Source organism: Bradyrhizobium sp. CIR48 (genome assembly GCF_014198315.1).
Lineage (GTDB): Bacteria > Pseudomonadota > Alphaproteobacteria > Rhizobiales > Xanthobacteraceae > Bradyrhizobium.
This window is the reverse complement of sequence record NZ_JACIHG010000020.1, coordinates 48906-66501: the sequence shown is the minus strand read 5'-3', so window position 1 is coordinate 66501 and position 17596 is coordinate 48906. Positions and strand designations below refer to the sequence as shown.

At 59.0% G+C, this 17596-nt stretch carries 12 protein-coding genes; 4 read left to right on the top strand and 8 right to left on the bottom strand.

All coding sequences use genetic code 11. The features are described from left to right. Positions 1-213 precede the first annotated feature (213 nt). The 5 genes from GGD66_RS39480 to GGD66_RS39460 form a co-directional block, all read right to left on the bottom strand. Positions 214-1266: an SMP-30/gluconolactonase/LRE family protein gene (locus tag GGD66_RS39480; RefSeq protein ID WP_183233416.1), complete on the bottom strand. Its 1053-nt coding sequence runs from the start codon at positions 1264-1266 to the stop codon at positions 214-216. Positions 1267-1343: 77 nt separating this feature from the next. Then, the gene (locus GGD66_RS39475; protein WP_183233415.1) at positions 1344-2081 is read right to left on the bottom strand and encodes an EthD domain-containing protein; all 738 of its coding nucleotides are present in this window, start codon (positions 2079-2081) and stop codon (positions 1344-1346) included. A gap of 51 nt (positions 2082-2132) precedes the next feature. Beyond that, the gene (locus GGD66_RS39470) at positions 2133-3497 is read right to left on the bottom strand and encodes an MFS transporter (protein ID WP_183234873.1); all 1365 of its coding nucleotides are present in this window, start codon (positions 3495-3497) and stop codon (positions 2133-2135) included. Between the two features lie 197 nt (positions 3498-3694). Continuing rightward, positions 3695-4186: a nuclear transport factor 2 family protein gene (locus GGD66_RS39465; RefSeq protein WP_183233413.1), complete on the bottom strand. Its 492-nt coding sequence runs from the start codon at positions 4184-4186 to the stop codon at positions 3695-3697. A 386-nt stretch (positions 4187-4572) separates the two neighbouring features. Then, complete coding sequence (locus GGD66_RS39460; protein ID WP_183233412.1) at positions 4573-6294, bottom strand: extracellular solute-binding protein; 1722 nt, start codon at positions 6292-6294, stop codon at positions 4573-4575. Positions 6295-6450: 156 nt separating this feature from the next. Between GGD66_RS39460 and GGD66_RS39455 the strand changes: the two genes are divergently transcribed. Next, positions 6451-8118, top strand: a complete 1668-nt coding sequence (locus tag GGD66_RS39455; protein ID WP_183234872.1) for a GMC family oxidoreductase — start codon at positions 6451-6453, stop codon at positions 8116-8118. Between the two features lie 333 nt (positions 8119-8451). Here the strand turns inward: GGD66_RS39455 and GGD66_RS42535 are convergent, their stop codons facing one another. Next, the gene (locus tag GGD66_RS42535) at positions 8452-8934 is read right to left on the bottom strand and encodes a TetR/AcrR family transcriptional regulator (protein WP_409362402.1); all 483 of its coding nucleotides are present in this window, start codon (positions 8932-8934) and stop codon (positions 8452-8454) included. 549 nt (positions 8935-9483) lie between these two features. Here GGD66_RS42535 and GGD66_RS39445 point away from each other — a divergent pair. Then, positions 9484-10332: a S9 family peptidase gene (locus GGD66_RS39445; protein ID WP_246783213.1), complete on the top strand. Its 849-nt coding sequence runs from the start codon at positions 9484-9486 to the stop codon at positions 10330-10332. A 336-nt stretch (positions 10333-10668) separates the two neighbouring features. Here the strand turns inward: GGD66_RS39445 and GGD66_RS39440 are convergent, their stop codons facing one another. Both GGD66_RS39440 and GGD66_RS39435 read right to left on the bottom strand, forming a co-directional pair. Next, positions 10669-12252: a gamma-glutamyltransferase family protein gene (locus GGD66_RS39440; RefSeq protein WP_183234870.1), complete on the bottom strand. Its 1584-nt coding sequence runs from the start codon at positions 12250-12252 to the stop codon at positions 10669-10671. Between the two features lie 592 nt (positions 12253-12844). After that, positions 12845-13648: a TetR/AcrR family transcriptional regulator gene (locus tag GGD66_RS39435; RefSeq protein ID WP_210316765.1), complete on the bottom strand. Its 804-nt coding sequence runs from the start codon at positions 13646-13648 to the stop codon at positions 12845-12847. Between the two features lie 1241 nt (positions 13649-14889). On the opposite strand from GGD66_RS39435, the gene GGD66_RS39430 reads away from it, so the two are divergent. After that, entirely contained in the window at positions 14890-15453 is a 564-nt protein-coding gene (locus tag GGD66_RS39430; RefSeq protein ID WP_183261968.1) for a hypothetical protein, read from the top strand. 269 nt (positions 15454-15722) lie between these two features. After that, positions 15723-17450 (top strand): AMP-binding protein, encoded by a 1728-nt coding sequence (locus GGD66_RS39425; RefSeq protein ID WP_183233407.1) that lies wholly within the window; start codon positions 15723-15725, stop codon positions 17448-17450. Positions 17451-17596: the final 146 nt, after the last annotated feature.

The window sequence follows — 17596 nt, the reverse complement described above, 5'->3', positions numbered from 1 at the left end:
GAACCTGAACCGCGCGCCGAAGAGCATGTCAGAGGACCCAGCCACAAGCGCCATGATCTGTGCAGTCGAATAGGACTCGGCAGTGGCGGAACGATACCACCCCACTTCGTGGTCGCCGTGCAGTTCACGGATCACCCGGGGTCGACAAGACATGCAATCGAGCGGTTCATATAGAAGAGGTTGGATGCAACGCGAAATCGAATGCCGCTCACGTCATCGACTGGGGATCAACGTCTCGATCCGATAAAGACTGTTCTTCGCTGTCATGTAGAGAAACGTTCGGCCGTCACGAGTGGCAAGCGCGACGTTAGACACCGCGGGTTCGTCAGGCACGGGAATGTATGCGATCTCCTCGCCGCTCGGTGCGTAGACACGCACGCCGCGACGACTCGCCGCCGACACCGCAGCGTAGACATTTCCCCGCGCATCAACGGTAATGCCGTCAGGGCCGATCTCACTGCCGTAGTCAGCAAGAACGCGTTGATTGCTCGCCGTCCCGTCCGCGGCCAAGTCATATGCCAATAGTCTCATGGCGCCGTTCCGCTGCGGGACCTTGTCGATGCGAAAGTCGGACACCAAAGAATCGAGCTCGGCAACGTACAGGGTCTTTTGATTGGGCGAAATCACAATGCCATTCGGCCTGGCAACATCGGCAAGGATGAGATGGACGGAGCCATCCGTGTCGAGGCGGTAGACTCCCTGAATCGGTTGCTCGATCGGTTCATGACCAAAATAGCGGGGATCCGTAAAGTAGATACGACCCTGATCGTCGATGTCGAGGTCGTTCGGTGCATTGAAAGGGCGTCCTTTATAGAGCCCTGCGATTATCGTTGTTCGACCGGTCTTGCTGTCCGTGCGAACGATAGAACGGCCCCCAAAATCGGCGCCTTGCGCGACGATCATTCGTCCTTCGCGATCGAATTTGATCCCAGCGGCCATGCCGCTTGGTGAACGGAAGATAGAGGTCTTGTTGGTGGCAGGATCGAAGACCCAAATACTCCCCGCATCCATCCGAGTTGCGAACGTCATGGTGATGTCGCAGAAATAAATCCTACCATCGGGGCCAACCGCGGGGCCTTCAGTCCAGAAGCCCCCATCGAATAGTTTTTCCAGCTTGGCGCCTGACGCCACAATCGGCCCCGGGACCTGTAACGGCGCCGCCATTTGGCCGGCAGTCGTTGTGATTCCTATCATAGTTGTCACGGCCGCCACGGCCATCAAACGCCAAGCGCTCCGTGACGTTTCCAAACTCATTGGCGATGTCATCCGTTTCTCCATGACTGGAAGGGCGAGAGTGGGTCGGCCGACTTTGACTGTAAGACCCAGTCTTCAGCGTTGCGTGCTCATTCAGGAAGGATCACCCGGGGGGCGACAAGACATGCTATCTCGCGGCTCAAATCGAAGAGGTTCGATGCATCATCACGAATTCCCCTCGTGTAGCCCGACGCATTGAAGGCCGCTTTTGCTGCCTCTGACGAATCGAACCAGAATTCGGAGGCACCATCGAATTCCTCATCGACAGGCACGACTCCGCCTGCCAGATACCGCGTTGCGCCTGAAATCGTGTGATCCTGCCGATAGCCGCGGAGTCCCTGCACGAAGTCTCTCTGAGCCAGCACGATATCCCTGTGCACGGTGCGCCAGCGGTTGCTGAAGTCCTGCTGCGACAGACCTGCACGCCGGCGGTGGAAGACGAATACCTTCACGGCGCCAGCACCCGGAAGGATCACGTGCTCGAGCGTCTTGAGAACGACAACGCGGCTACGATCTAGGAAAGCCTCCTCATCCGGGATCACGCGCTCCCGGAATACCGGCATCTCGGGAAAGGACGGGCCACCCTCGGTGCCTGGACGAACGTAGACCTGCGCCACCCCGTCATAGGGGAACGGCAATTGGCCCAGGAGACCCGAACCAATCAGATGATTCTGCACGTAACCGCTGCGCAACCGAGGCCATTCCGGGATCGACTTAAGAACCGCTGCGTGGACCTCGAACCAATGTTTGCCGAATTGCTCCTGGTTGATCATCGAATTACGTTTCAGCAGATACAATGGCTTCTGCCGCAGCTCGGATGATGTCATTGTGTTCCCCTGGTGAAGCGGATGTCGGACTGAGTTGATGCGCAACCGGCGTCAGTGCGAGATGTCGGTCTGGCGTGTTTCTGGCGACAGCACGACGCAAAGCATCGAGATGAGACAGAACACTGCCAGGAAGGCACCAACTCCGACAACGCTGGTTCCCCCCGTAGAGGCGAAAATCCACGTCACGATCAGTGGGGTGAGGCCAGCGCCCAGGGTCGAGCCAAGCTGATAGCCGATGGAGGCGCCGGTGTAGCGCGTCTTGGTGCTGAACTTCTCACTCAGAAAGGCGCCCATGGGTCCATAGAGCAGGCCTGCTGCAAACGAACCCAAAAGCCAGAAGGCGAGGACAGTCAGGATCGGATCACCCGTCGAGACCAGGAGGAAGTTGGGCCCAATCAGCAGAATCGAAAGCAAGAAGCCCGTGATTAACACTGGCCTGCGTCCATACTTGTCGCTGAGATGAGCGCAGACCGGGAACCACACAAGGTTGACACCGTTTGCGAACGCGAGCGCGAACAGCGCGATGCTCGAGTCCAACCCCAGATTCCGGATATAGGTCTGTGTGAAGGTTGCCCCAACGATGAAGACGGCAAGGGGTCCTGCTGCCGTGACGACAGCGAGAATAACGGCCTTCCACTCAAAGCGCAGTAGATGGGCGAGAGGAAATCGGCTCATTTCACCTTCGCGCTTCAAAGCCTCGAGGAAAAGCGGTGACTCGCTGATCCGGTTTCTGATGTAGACGCCAATGATCAGCAACAGAGCGCTGAAGAGGAAGGGCACGCGCCATCCCCATTGCAGGAACTGGTCCTCGGGTAGCAGTTTGACGAGCCCGAATGCGAGCGCCGAGAGCAAGGTTCCGGTCGGCGCACCGATGTGGATGAGCGACGCAAAAAGCCCCCGCCTTTTCTGATCACCGTGTTCGATGGCCATCATCAATGCTCCACCGTACTCGCCGCCCACCGCGAGGCCTTGGATGATGCGCATGAGCAGCAATAGCGCAGGAGCCGCCCAGCCAATGGTCTGGGGCGTAGGCAGAAGACCCACCAATGTCGAAGCGATGCCCATCATCCACATTGTGATGACGAGCATGCTCTTACGCCCGAGTCGGTCGCCGAAGTGGCCAAAGATGATGCCGCCCAAGGGCCGAGCCAAATACCCAGCGGCAAACGTCGCGTAGGCAGCAACCGTGCTCATCAGCGGCGAGAGGTTGCCAAAGAAGACCGGCCCGAACACGAGCGCAGAAGCAGTGCTGTACAAGAGGAAGTCGTAGAACTCAATTGCACATCCGAGGTAGCCGGAGATGATGACGCGCCTCACTTCGCGTCGGTCCGAATTTGCATGGCGTATGTCGTCCGAGACTGCCGCCACGGCAGCCGTCCCGGCGATCGAGTAGGTATTCGCTTCCTGAAGCATCATGGACGTTTCCCTCATCGTTGTTCTGCTTTTGCTTGGACGGCAGGTCGATATTCACTGCCAGTGTCCGCACGTAAGTACCCTGCTTGGACAGAGCCCGCTGTGATGTAGGAATGGACGCGGCAGCAGCTTCCGGCGCCAGTTGGCGAATAGGGCCGGAAATCGTTGGAAATCAACAGTGCTCGTTGGCCTTCGGGCGCTCAAGCTTTCACCTGATGTCCAGTCAATACAAATCGACCAGGCCATTGATCTTCGATCTCGGAAACGCGCCGCATGATGCGCCAGCGGCCATCGGCATCTCGCCTCAGCGTATCCAGATATCGCCCCATCCCCCAGACGAACGACGGTTCGCCGTCACGCGGATCGAAGCGGAACATGTAGCTCACGACATCTGCAGTGTCGCCGTGCAATTCGATCAGGCTATTGAGAACGAGGTGCTTATGAAAAATTTCAGGAGCATGCGAATGGCGGCTCGCGAAATCTTTGGTGCCAGCAACGCCTTCCCATCGATTGACCGAGCCATCCGGTCGCCTCGTCTCCCGCACCGCGTCGGCCGTGAAGCAGTCCGTCAACCGGTCGAAGTCACCGTAGTCGAGGGCGTGACCATACTGCTTCAGCGTGTCGAGTATCGCGTTTCGATCCTCCAATGCCTGGACACGCGTCTTGAGCGTCGCAAGATCGTCTTGAGACATTTCCTCACTCCAACTTTCTTGTTGCGACACGGACCCGTTGCAATAGCTCTTGGTCCGTCAGGCGGGAGCACAACAGCCCACCGCAGGAGACGCAACGATGGAATTGTCCGTTTTGGACTTTTCAGCGAGGCACGATGGATAAGAGACCTCGCGTCTGTCCGAATCGTCGAACGTATCGCGCGAAGCGCCGGGCCTTTCGGACGCCCTTCGACCGGTCAGTTCTGGAGCGACTTTCTGGTTGGTGAGATGTTAGGGGCGAGGCGACGACGAAGCCGCGCCCTCCCGAGGTCATCTATACGACCGCGATGCGATATCTCGTGTGATGGTTCGCGAATGAAAGTCATCGAGCCAAGTCCGCCAACATCCCGCCGGATCGGACACGGCGGTCATGACCGCTTGACGTTGGTCAGGTGCCGCTCCCGCTTCAGAACTGCCATGATGCGGTGCTGCGCATCGCTCAGAGCCGCCGCGTCTGGTTTACGACCGGTCAGCGCGTCATGCACTTCCTCACCAATGATCGTTTCGACGGCGATGTAACCCGGCACGGCTGGACGTTGCCAAGCCTGAAGCTGCCCGCGCCGAGCCATCTGATCAATGGCGCGCACGATCGGGGAGCCCGCGGTCGTGTCGGGATTGGCGGCCATGCTGAAGCGCGGCAGGACAGGGAAGCCATTGTTGATCTGGCTCTGGATAGATTCGCGTGAGGTCATCCTGCCGATCGCGGCCGCGGCGGCCTCGACGCGGTCGGACGGCAGATTGGCCGGGATCGCCAGCAGGAAGCCGCCGAGCGGCGTGATATTGCCGCCGCGCGGCCCCGCCGGCTGCGGCAGGTAGCGCACGCGGCGCTTGACCCGCGAGCGCATGTCCGCCTCGAAGCGCACCGCGCGCATGGACCAAGCATAGGCCATCGCCGCGCGACCGGTCAGGAACAGCTCGACGGAGGGATCCCAACTGAGATCCAAAACGTCCGGCGGCGAAATGGTGCAGAGCCGGTGCATATAGTCGAGCGCCGCGCGCGCGGCGTCGCTGTCCAGGGACGGCATCAGTTCGGCTGCACTCCAGTCGATCGCCCGGTGTGTGGCGGGACCACGTGGCCCCTCCAGCACGGCGCCGCCACAGCAGCCGACCAGTGACATGAAGCTGGACGCGATCGGCATGCCGCGCACACCGTTCCAGGTTATGCCGAAACGGCCTTCAGCGGGCGCGTGCAGCTTCCGCCCCGCCGCGATCACCTCGTCGAAACTCCGGGGGAAGTTGAGCGATTTCTCGGCGAACAGATCGGTGCGTGCGGCAAACAGCTCGATCGAAGAGACAATCGGCACACCGTACTGACGGCTGTCCCACCGCCCGGTCGCCCAGACCGATGGGTCGAAGTCCAGCGAATCGATGCCGACATTCAGCAGATGTGCATCGAGGCATTGCACTCGTCCGCTCTCGGCGAAGGAGCCGAGCCAGGGCGCGTTTAGGGTGATGACGTCGTATTCGGAGACTGGACGCTGTGCATTGGCCACGGCGCGCTCATACATGTCGTCCAGCTTCAGCAGATCGAAGTCGCGGCGAGATGCCAGGTTGTTGCGCCAATCGGCCCAGAGGTCGCGCATCGCAGCGAAGAAGGCATCGTCCTGCAGCAGGAAGCGCAGAGTCCGGCCGCTGTCGATCGTGCGCTGCATGATGCTCGGGGGCGGCGCGAGAAAGGTGTCGATGCGGTTGACGCCGAAGCTGAAATCCTCGTCGTTCTCGGCGCTCGACCGCACGCCGACGGTTTGCGCCAGCACGGATTTGATGTGCCGAGCATAGCCAGTGAAGGCGGCCATCATCGGCTCGCCTGGATGCAGTGTGAAGCTCTTGCCCGTGCGCGTGCGTGGCAGCCGAATGATCCAGCCGCTCGCGATCAGCTCATTGATCCGGCGCAGCGCCGTCGCGTGAGGCACGCCCGAGACCTGGGCCAGTGCGGAGACGGTCAGGATTTCGCCGCGCAGCTGCGCGGTCACCAGGCTGGTGGCGATGGCCCAGGTCGGATCCTGCTGGGTAACAGGAAATAGCTCGCCGAACGGCTCGCGGAGCCGGTCGAGGAAACCGATGACTCTCAGCAGCTCTCCTTCGTTCATGCCGCAGAATATCCATGCTGAATTTATTTTTATCCAGTATGGACTAATTCTTATTTGCCGCAAGCCGGTGCGACGTGGACTGTGGTCTTGCCGGGAAGAGGGAGGACAGTTCATGGCGGAATGGGCGGGAGCGCTGACGGCTCGCGGGTATCCGGCATGATCGCGGACTATGTCATTGTCGGCGGCGGCAGTGCCGGCGCGGTGCTGGCATCGCGCTTATCCGAGAACTCGGCGAACCGCGTGGTCCTGCTTGAGGCAGGGGCCGATACGCCGCCGGATGCCACGCCCGCTGATATCGACGACACCTTCCCGAGTTCGAGCCTCAACCCAGAATATTTCTGGCCGGAGTTGCAGGCGCGTCGACGGGAGGGCGGACGGCTCCATCCCTATCCCCAGGCACGAATCATGGGTGGCGGATCCAGCATCATGGGTATGTGGGCCTTACGCGGCATGCCGTCGGACTATCGACGCTGGTCCGAGGCCGGTGCTGAGGGGTGGGACTGGCCGGACGTCTTGCCCTTTTTCCATCGGGCCGAGGCGCATGCCGATGAGCCATCGTCGGGCGGTCCCTATCCGATCCGTATCCCGCCGCGCGCGGAATGGCCGGGCTTTGTGCGTGCCATCGAGGCGGCGATGCAGACCCGTGGTTTTGGGCATATCGAGGACATCAACGAGACGCCCGGCTGCGGCTTCTTCGCTATGCCCAATGCCGCAACGGCACATAAGCGTTCCTCGACCGCGTCCCGCTACTTGACCGCTGCCGTGCGCGCTCGATCAAACCTGACCATTCTTGCGGGCGCCACGGTGCGGGCACTGCGAATCGAGAATGGTCGCGCCACGGGCGTCACTGTCGAGCAGGCGGGCTCGAGCCGCGAACTCGCGGCAGGCGAGGTCATCCTCAGTGCCGGCGCCATCCATTCGCCGGCCTTGCTCATGCGCGCCGGCATCGGTAACGCCGAGTCGCTGCGCGACCTTGGCATCGAGCCGCGCCTGCACCGCCCCGGCGTCGGGCAGAACCTGCAGAACCATCCCTATCTGCATATCGCGATGACGCTGCCGGCGCGCGCGCGGCTACCGGCAGCGTTGCGCCGGTTTGCGCTGGCCGGGGTGCGGCATTCATCGGGTTTGGCGGATTGCCCGGCGGGTGATCTGGTGCTGACGGCGATTGGCCGGGTCAGTTCCCACAGTTTCGGTGTCGATCTCGCCATGTTCAGCGCGGCGCTGTATGCGCCGTTTTCGCAGGGCACAGTGGCCCTGGCCAATGCCGCGCCGGAAGCGCCTCCGGCCATCGATTTCCGCTTCCTGGATGATCCGCGCGATGCGCCGCGGATTCTGCAGGCCGCTCGTTTCGCTGAAAGCCTGCTCGCCGATCCCCTCTTCGGGCAGCACTACCATGACGCCTTTCTGCTGCCGCCGGTGATGTCGCTCAATCAATTCGGAAAGACCGGGCTTGCCGGTGCGTTGACCGCGCTGGGCGCATCCTTGGTGCTGAACGCGCCGCCGTCCATTTCACGTCTCGTTCTGTCGCGCCGGTTAGCGCCTGGTTTCTGGATCGCCAACCGCCGACGCCGGCGGATGCTGAACGACGACGACATCCTGAGTGCCATTGCGCCGATGGGACATGTCGCCGGCACATGCCGCATGGGACGGCTCGAGGATGCCAATGCGGTCGTCGATGCGCATTGTCGCGTTATCGGGCTCGGGGGCTTGCGCGTCGTCGACGCCTCGGTCATGCCTTGCGTGCCCAGCGCCAACACCAACTTGCCGACGATCATGGTCGCGGAGAAGGCCGCCGACCTCATCCGACGCGACTGTGTCCGCTAGACCGGATGATCGATGTTCGACCAGTGATAAATTGCGATCGGTCTCGCGAAGCAGGTATTCCTGAGCATTCGTCTGACCTCGTCCGTCTCTCATGCGTCGTGACATGCTCGCGTCGTCAGCGCCGGGGTCAAAACGAAAGACCCCATAGCCGGCATCCGCCAGCGGCGCGTTGAGCGAAGCGGTGATGGCGATACCGAGCGCATTTCGGTGTCGTCAGGATCGATCACTCCGTCGTCCCAAAGTTCGGAGGGAACGTAGTATCCCGACAGCTGCTGCTGATAAGCCTAGAGCGTCTCGGCGCGCACGCGCTCGACATTTTCCTGTTTGATCTAGCTACTCCAAGCCGTCGCATGTGATCTGGAGATATCCAAAGATCGCCCTTCTAACGCGGGAGATTAAAAGCGGTGCATTTGCATCGCCTCTCTGCGCCGCAGAATCGACTATGCCGCCAATGATTGCGATTAAATCGGCGGCTGCGGGGGAATGTCGAGCAGTTGCCGGCAGGTCAGATCGTTCCAAGCAACTCAAAACAATGCGGACGAGTTCGTTTTTGAGGCGTTTGTCCCTGTCATCTGCAAACAGTCTTTTTCGTTCGATGTTGAGCAGACACGTAAGCGTCGGCCGCTTCAGTTGCCGGTTCACCATCGCACCGATGAGAGACCCTAAACCCTCTCTCCCGCTCGAGAAGGCATTCAATTCGCTAAAGTCGCCGAGCAGTAAGTCTGTTTCGCGCTCTATCAAGGCTCGAGTGATCGCGTCTCGGCTCGGGAAGTACTGATAGATAGATCCAGGACTCACTCCCGCGAGGTTGGCAATGGCATTTGTGGTTTAATCCGCCAATCCTCTCTGTTCTAGTATGCATGCCGCAGCTTCAATAATGGTGGCGACTGTTGCCGCCGAGCGCGCTTGAACCGGCTTCTTCCTGGGCTCTAAAAGGCTTCGGCTCGATTTTTTGTGCATGGCTCAATTCGATATATAAGGGCCATCTCGATGCGATGTGTAGCCGGCTTCATCGCGCCTCGCTTCGACGCATTGAGTACTTCTATTGATTGAGGCGTGCAAGTTCGAGGCTCAGATGTCATAGCTTCAGCTCCAAGCACGTTTTGACGATCAGCAATGTGAGCACGTGTCGTGGCGTCAGTGGGAATGTGGTCCATCCGCGGGGAAAAACAGGCGTGGGTGAAAATTGGGAAATGCGAGTATTCAAATCGCGAGCAGCCGCTCACACTGATCTGAAAATGATGATCGAAAGTGTTATCGTCGGTATAGCGATCAGAGAGGCTCGGATGATTTCGACTGGGCGTTCAATGCTGAGTTACGTTTCGGCGTCCAAGGCGAATAATGGTATGGATGAGTGTGCCGGACATGCAGGACTACGTCTGCAGAGAAAACGTAACGTACTGTACCCACGACGGAGTAGAGCTGCGTGGTGATCTTTACCTTCCTAAGGGAGATAGGCTTTTTCCGATCTTGATAGGTGTGCCCGGAGGAGGTTGGCGTATCTGCGTACGGGCCAGCATTCGTCAATGGGGTATTTATCTCGCCTCTCGCGGATATGGCCTATTCGTTATCGATTATCGCCTTGCGACCGCAACCCGCAAGGCCTTTCCCGAGGCGGTGCAAGATGTCGTCGCGGCCGTTCGGTTTATTCGCGGCTCAGGGGCCGAACTATCCATCGATCCACAGCGCATCGGGCTGCTAGGTGCGTCGGCAGGGGCGCATCTTGCCGCACTAGCAGCGTTTGGAGGCGACACGACTGCTTTCGGTGGGGGGCATCCCGGCGATGCGTTCGCCTCAACACCAGCTGGTGTAAAGGTGCTGGTGGCTGTTTACGGAGTATTCGATCTCTTAAGACAATGGCAGGATGATCTCAGTCGCAATCCGGATCCCGAATGGAATATGACGCGCAATCTTATCGGCAGAGACCCCTATGAGGATCAGCGGAGCTATTTCGAGGCATCGCCGTTGCGGCATGTCACTTACGACAAGAACCGAATGTCGGTGTTTGTGAGCTGGGGCACATCGGACGAATTCGTAGATCCCGCACAGTCGGAGTCGTTCGTGCGCGCCTTGCAACAGGCGCGCTTCACTGTTCGAACACACAAAATACTCGGTGCCTCGCACTTTTGGTTTGGACAATCCCTTGATTTCTCGTCAGGCGAGGACACGAGCCTCGCGCCGCGCCTGGTTCAATTTCTTAACCTGGCTCTCTGACTGAATCGCGCCGTCCGGCGAGTTAGTTTCTGGATGTGCCGCTCGACGTTCGCGGCAGATGGCTTGTCTCTTCAACAATCGCTGAGCTTGGAAACGGTCCAGGCCGACGATGTCGCGGACGCTTCCGTCTCTTATCAACTCCCTGCAACTCCAAGAATACGAAGAGCGTGTTCATTATCGTCGGATACGGAAGATGCGGGAGCTTACAAGACAGATGTAACCCTCAGGGATTAAAGACGCTAGTCGAATCGGACAGCTCCAATCGGAACGACAGATGTCGTCGCTCTCATCCCTCCACTGCGAAGCAAGAATGATCTATGCTTGGCGCACAATAGATCACCATGCCGCCACGCACCCATCGCTTCTAGGATCGCACGCGCCCTCAAGGAGGCCATCGGGATGCCGAACGATCGCTCCGGCGTGGCCCATCTGAGACGTGAAAGGACCGACGAGCTCAACCTCATGACCGGCTTCGCGTAGTGCCTCATAAAGTCCCGGGTCGAAGCGGTCCTCCAATTTTAGGGAAGTGCTAGCGTCCCCCCAAGCGCGCCCGAGCAGCCAGCGGGGTGCCGTGATCGCCTGCTGCAAGGGCATGCCAAAGCGGGCATAGCGCGAGAAAATTGCGCCCTGCGTTTGTGGTTGGCCTTCGCCCCCCATTGTGCCGTAAGTCATCACCCGTCCGTCTTGGAAACGGGCCAGGCCTGGAGTTAACGTATGGAACGGCTTTCTGCGCGGTTCCAGAGCATTCCAGCCGCCGCGCGACAATCGGAAACTGCTCCCTCGATTCTGCCATACAATGCCGGAGCGTGGCAGAACAAGCCCGGAGCCAAACTCGAAGTAGGTGCTCTGGATTGCACTTACAGTCCGACCTTCATTGTCGATCACCCCGAACCAAGTGGTGTCGCCGGCAGAAGGGGACTGAGGCCAAGGCAAGGCACGGTGACTTTCGATTCGAGCCGCCATTTTGTCGAGGGCGTCGCTGTCATCCAGGAGCGCCTGCGGATTTAGCTTCATCCAGGCCGGATCGCCCACATGCGTGTCCCTCACCAAGAAAGCTTGCTTCGTGGCCTCGACGAGACCATGCAAATGCGCAAAGCTTTCTGGCTTGTCTGCGTGAATGCGGTCGAACAGAGCTAGAATGAGCAGCGACGCGAGACCCTGAGTTGGTGGAGCGGTGTTGAAGAGCCGGGCGCCGGAAATTTCTACCGAAAGCGGTTCAGGGCGATCCACCAAATGGTCGGCGAAGTCGGCCGCTGTAAGCGGACTTCCCAGCGCCTCCAGATCGGACGCAATCATCGTAGCAAGAGGACCGTTATAGAAAGTTCCAAGTCCCTCGGAGGCCAGGCGGCGGAGAGACGCCGCCAGGGCGGGCTGCCGGAAGCGTTCGCCTTCCACCATCGGTCGCCCCGCACGCTCGAAAATGCTTGCGTAGGCACCGGGCAAATTCTTCAACTCCGGGCTCTTATTGGCCGCGATCTGGGCGCCATCACGGGTGAGCGCTACACCGTGCTCCGCGTATTGAATGGCGTCACGAAGCAGCCGCGAGGGAGATAAAAGGCGGCGAGGGCTCGCCTCGAGGGCTGCAGCCCATCCAGAGACGGCTCCTGCCATCGTGTTGGCGGCTAGCGGTCCGCGGCGAGGTATCTCGGCTAAATTCTCATACAATCCGAGATTTGCGCGACTCGCCGAGCGCCCAGAGGCGTCGATCGTACGCGTACGACCGTCAGGTTCGGCTATTAGCCAAAATCCATCCCCACCAATGCCCGTCATGTGAGGGTAGACGACTGCCAGGCAGGCGGCGACGGCAACTGCCGCCTCGATTGCGTCACCACCATCTTTGAGGACGTCGAGCCCCGTCTGGCTCGCCAAATGATGTGGTGAGACAACCATACCCCGAAAGGAGCGAACAGTGTGCAGCATTTTATGATTATAAGGTGCCGAACGCCGCATTGAAGAATGCAGGCGCGCTGATCAAGATGAACATGTGAGCCTATGCAAAACCCATTCGAGGGCGTTCCACCCTCATCCAGCAGATCGAACCTAGCTCAGTCTGTGGGGCAGCGTGCTTGGCTAGATCCGCGCTGTATTGTGCGTGCTTGTGTGCGATTGTAGTACTCGCGTTACAAGCGATCCCATTCGCGCGCTTTGGAGCGGGGCAAGCAGCGGGAAACGTGCAGCTTCAAAATGAAAGCTCACATTGTCCGCGGTGAAGCGACCTCAAATCAACCTGAGGAAATATACCGAAGCAAGTGCACACCTATCCAAATGGTAATGCTGCATGAGAGCTCGTGCTATTCGTTTGTCACTCTGGACGGCGCGCTGCTCGCGATCAGCCGCTCCCTCGGTTTAGTATTGAAAAGCGCGTTCTCAAAAGAGAATCGCGAGCATTGCGCCGATGTCTAGGAATTGTCCGTGCGCCGCGCGCCTGTTAGGCGGCGGAGAATGCCGTGCATCCAATCCGTCGCCCCGGTCATAAAAGCGTTTCGACGAAATCTTAGGTCTTAACCCAGTCCTACTTGTGACGGTGTTCATCATCAGCGAGCCGCTGACGATGGTGCGCATTTCGCACTCCGACTTTATAGCCCCGCGGATTTCCCGGATCTAACGGCTGGGAATCGATCTTTCGAAGGTGCCCCGTTCTCTGTTGAGCTAATTTCACCTTCATGTCTAAATAGCCCCACACGGCCGCTTCGATAGAGCGCGTTAGAGAGGATGCATCGACCTCTCCTCGTCGGCCGCTGGCGTAATTTAGCGCCTTGGCAATCTCGACTATGTCCATAGCCGTCGCTTCAGATGCGGACATTGAGAGACCGAAGCTCTTCCGTAGGAACTCTTCTAGCGAAGCTCGGATGATTGTGCCGGCGCGCGACGCTGGCATGAGCGATGCCAATCTAACTTCTTCGAAATCCAGCAATCTTGCCAACAGTGGACGTCGTACCTGATTGCGGACGGCCGCCTTAAACACTTCCCGCAGTGCTCGTCTCGGCGGGGTTAAGGCGAGCGCTGCCAAGATGGCGTCGACCATACTGGTCGTCTCGCGCTCGATGAGTGCGATGGTAACCGCGTCTTTGTTTGGAAAATACTGGTAAAGCGATCCTATGCTTACTCCGGCACGAGCCGCGATCTCGTTCGTCGTGTAGCCGTCAAACCCGTAACGTTCAAGAATATCGGCCGCACCCTCGAGTATCGTATCCACCGTTAGGGCCGCGCGGGTTTGAGCGGGCGTTTTTCTGGGGTTCAGCCGCTGCGTTCCAACCTTTTTGAAGCGTGATGAGCTCATATGAGAAATGCTCGTACCTTTTCTGGCTGCCGTCAAGGGTATCCGGATCCAGCAGACGTCACCGTACGCATTGCTCCGATGTTCTTTCGATGGTCTTCCCGACGGTTGCCATGCCCGAACTCGTGACCTTCATGTCGGCGGCGCGCGCGGCGACCGCTTAGCTGAGGGGCGGGGAAGTTGTGCCAATGGCCGTGGGAACGTTGGGAGGCTCCGTAGCATGAGGACGCATAGGGGATTGCATCATTCGTGATGGGACTTTCATCCACTCGCGTCAGGAGTCGGCGCCGAGTTAAGAAATCTGTTTGGTGCGCATACCGACTGGCGGCAGGCGGATTCTCGACAGCCGAAATGTGAGCAGGTGTGGCCGGCTCTGCGGTCAACGGCAGCATTTGCAGGAAATAACGCGAGAGCCTGATGCGAGTACCGAAATGGCGAGCAATCGCTACCCTGTGGCATGAAAACGGAGTGACGTTCGTTCGCTCGGCGACAAACAATAATGAAGGGAGAGTTCCCTAGCGATACAATCTGGCCAGCGAGGCGGCAGCTTGAAGGTTCAATTGGATCAAGTCGCCTCCGCGCAATTCAATCAAAGCAGCGGTTTCTTAGAGCGCTCGACTACGTCCGGAAAGGGGCGGGGGAGCTTTGATGCGCGCTAGTCGCGTCCGGACAGATCGTAGCGTTCGAAACGGCTGATCGTGTTGCTGAATACTAAGACCGAACCACTGAGAGAGGACAGTTTCGGTGGCTTAAGAGTCCTCTCGCCGAGCGACGTCGCCGCTGGCGTAGCCAAAACGCTTTACTCAAACAACGTTCCATGGGGGATATCACGTGTCTTGCTGTCATTGGAGGATCGCACCGGCGATGTTGTCCGCGACGATGCTTGGCCCAATAGGCTTTGCCAACGCGGCGGATTGGCCTGATAAGCCGGTGAAGGCTGTACCGGTTGTCGATGCTCCCTTCTTTACCGTGAATGACAACCGGTTAACTTACGCATATTTGTTTGAGGCTAACACTCCGTTGGCTCCGGGAGGGAAGAACGTAGCCGCGTTTACGCACTTTGACGCTTGGGCATACGGTACCAACTCTTCAACGGCTTATTGGCCAAAAACCAACAGGGCGACGTAGCTTCATCTTGTAGACTACCAAATCAAGGCTGTGGCGGCTCACTGGAATTCCACGGTTTTCTCAGGAGCACGCTTGGTTTCAATCAAGTATTCGACACCAAAGCGTTCTCTGCCGGGCCGCTACAGAACGTCTCGCTCGCGGTCGGAGGCGGAGTGCAGTTCAAGAATACATTCTCCGCAATAAATCGAAACTCGATTACTGCAGGCCTCCAATTCGACTTTGCCTTGCCCTACAAGGGGTACTTCAACATTACGCCGCAAATGTACAAGGCTTGGCAGTACTCCGGGAGCTATGCGGCGATATCATTCGCACCGGCATTTCCGGGAGCTCCCAACGGATGGCTGGACTTCGACCCGACATGGTCCGTTTTCATGAGCTATTACATGCCGTTGGGTTTCTTGCCTGAGTCGATCCCGCTCTCTGTCAGTGGCAACTTCACCATCATTGGCCCAATGGGGAGGGGCGCGAAACCAGGCGTCCTTCCAGCGGCCCTGATTGCTCCCACCATAACCGAGTACAATGGTGAGCCGGTGCGCTTGACGTTGGACGCTAGCAAAGTGCTGTGGGGTCCCAAGTATTCTCATTTCGTCGACGTGTGGGTCGCTTACAAGTACTGGCGCAATCTTCTGGGGCTTGACGACACATCCAATCTGGCGTGCCTGTCGCTAAATTGCAGGGGATCATCGCTATACTCCGGGATTACGGTGAAGTTCTAACCGCCTAGCTCGGTGCGACAATCCGAAGATGTCCGGAGCTGCTCACGGCATCGAGTCAATGGCTCGGCGGCGTGGCCACACACTCCATGGATCGAATGCCGACGACGCCTCCGCTAGCAGGCCGGTCAGTTCTGCTCCTCCCTGACTTGGGCCGCCTAGCTTGTGCTAGGCGGCCCATTTCGGTCGACCCCAACGGGAATTCGCAATCGAGACATGCTCCTGATGAAGGTCGAACGCACCAAAGGCGCAGGTTTTGCAGGAAAAGTATGATGACAACGTTCCAGGACGCGCGGACCTTTTTGCTGAAGCATCGAACCGATTACGATACGGCGGTGAAGGGATTCCGTTGGCCTGATCCTGTCCCCTTCAATTGGGCATTGGAGTGGTTCGATGCCGATCTTGCCTCGAGAGAAGAGAGCAGGGACCGCACAGCCCTGTGGATCGTCGATGCTGGCCAGGACATGAAGCATAAGCTCACCTTTGCGGAGTTGTCGCGCCGCTCCAATCAGGTCGCAAACTTCCTGCGAGCGCAGGGCCTTCGGCGGGGCGACCATCTGCTGCTGCTGCTCGGTAATGTTGTGCCGTTATGGGAGACCATGCTGGCGGCCATCAAGCTTGGTGTGGTCGTCATTCCTGCAACGACGTTACTGACGCCTGAGGAACTGAGGGATCGATTGGAGCGTGGGAGAGCTACAGCGGTAGTCGCAGGGCAGGACCAACTGGACAAATTCGGCAGCCTGCCGACGAACAACCTCGTCCGCATCGCGGTTGGGGCGACATCGCAGCCTGGCTGGCTTGCCTACGAAGAGGCTGCGCACGCATCGGAGAGTTTCGTCCCGGACGGGCCGACGTTGCCAGACGATCCGATGCTGCTCTACTTCACCTCGGGCACCACGGCCAAACCCAAGCTCGTGCGCCATAGCCAGCGCAGCTATCCAGTCGGCCATCTTTCGACCATGTACTGGCTTGGCCTCAGACCCGGCGACATTCACCTCAATATCTCTTCGCCGGGCTGGGCCAAGCATGCCTGGAGTTGCTTCTTCGCGCCCTGGAATGCGGGGGCCACCGTATTCGTCTTCAATCAAGCCCGCTTCGAAGCAAAAGCATTGCTCGAGGCCATCGGCCGTTTCGGCGTGACCACGCTTTGCGCACCGCCGACGGTCTGGCGTCACTTCATTCAGGAGGACCTTGGCTCCTTCAAGGTGAGCTTGCGTGAGGTCTGCGGCGCAGGCGAGCCACTCAATCCCGAAGTGATCGACCAGGTACATGCCGCGTGGGGGCTCACCATCCGCGATGGATACGGCCAAACGGAGACTACGGCGCTGGCTGGCAATTCTCCTGGTCAGAAGATCAAGATCGGATCTATGGGGCGCCCGCTGCCCGGTTATCAAGTGCAGATTAGCGATGCTGATGGTCTTCCCGCAACCGAGGGCGAGATCACGTTTCGGCTCAATGCGGGCAGGCCGGCTGGGCTCATGCAGGGCTACCAAACCGAGGACGACGGACTTTCCGGCGTCAATGGCGTGCTTTACCGCAGCGGCGACGTTGCCGTTGCAGATGAGGATGGCTATCTCACTTTCATAGGGCGGTCTGACGATGTGTTTAAGTCCTCGGACTATCGCATCAGCCCGTTCGAACTGGAGAGCGTTCTGCTTGAGCACGAGTTCGTCGCGGAAGCGGCGGTGGTCCCCAGCCCGGATCCTGTACGCCTCGCGGTGCCCAAGGCTTTCGTACTGCTCGCTTCAAGTGCCGAATGTTCACGCGATACTGTGCTGTCAATCTTCAGGCACCTGAATGCGCGGCTTGCGCCATTCAAGCGTATTCGGCGCCTCGAAATCGTCTCCGAACTTCCCAAAACGATCTCTGGCAAGATCCGCCGCGTCCAGCTGCGGAAGCTTGAACAGGACGCCAATGGCATCAGCCCGATGCGTGGCCAGGAGTTCCGGGAAGAGGAGTTTCCCGAGTTGCGAATACAAAAGGGGAAAGATAGCCGATAAACGAACTTGGAATACGGTCGCGGAGGCGAACACTCGGCGAGTGTGCGCTGCGCACTGACCGTGTTCCAAAAGATGCGTGCTTAGCGCTGAACGAGAAGCCAATGCAACCGCGGTTCTTTGCGCCTGTCGGAAAAGTAATGCTGGAA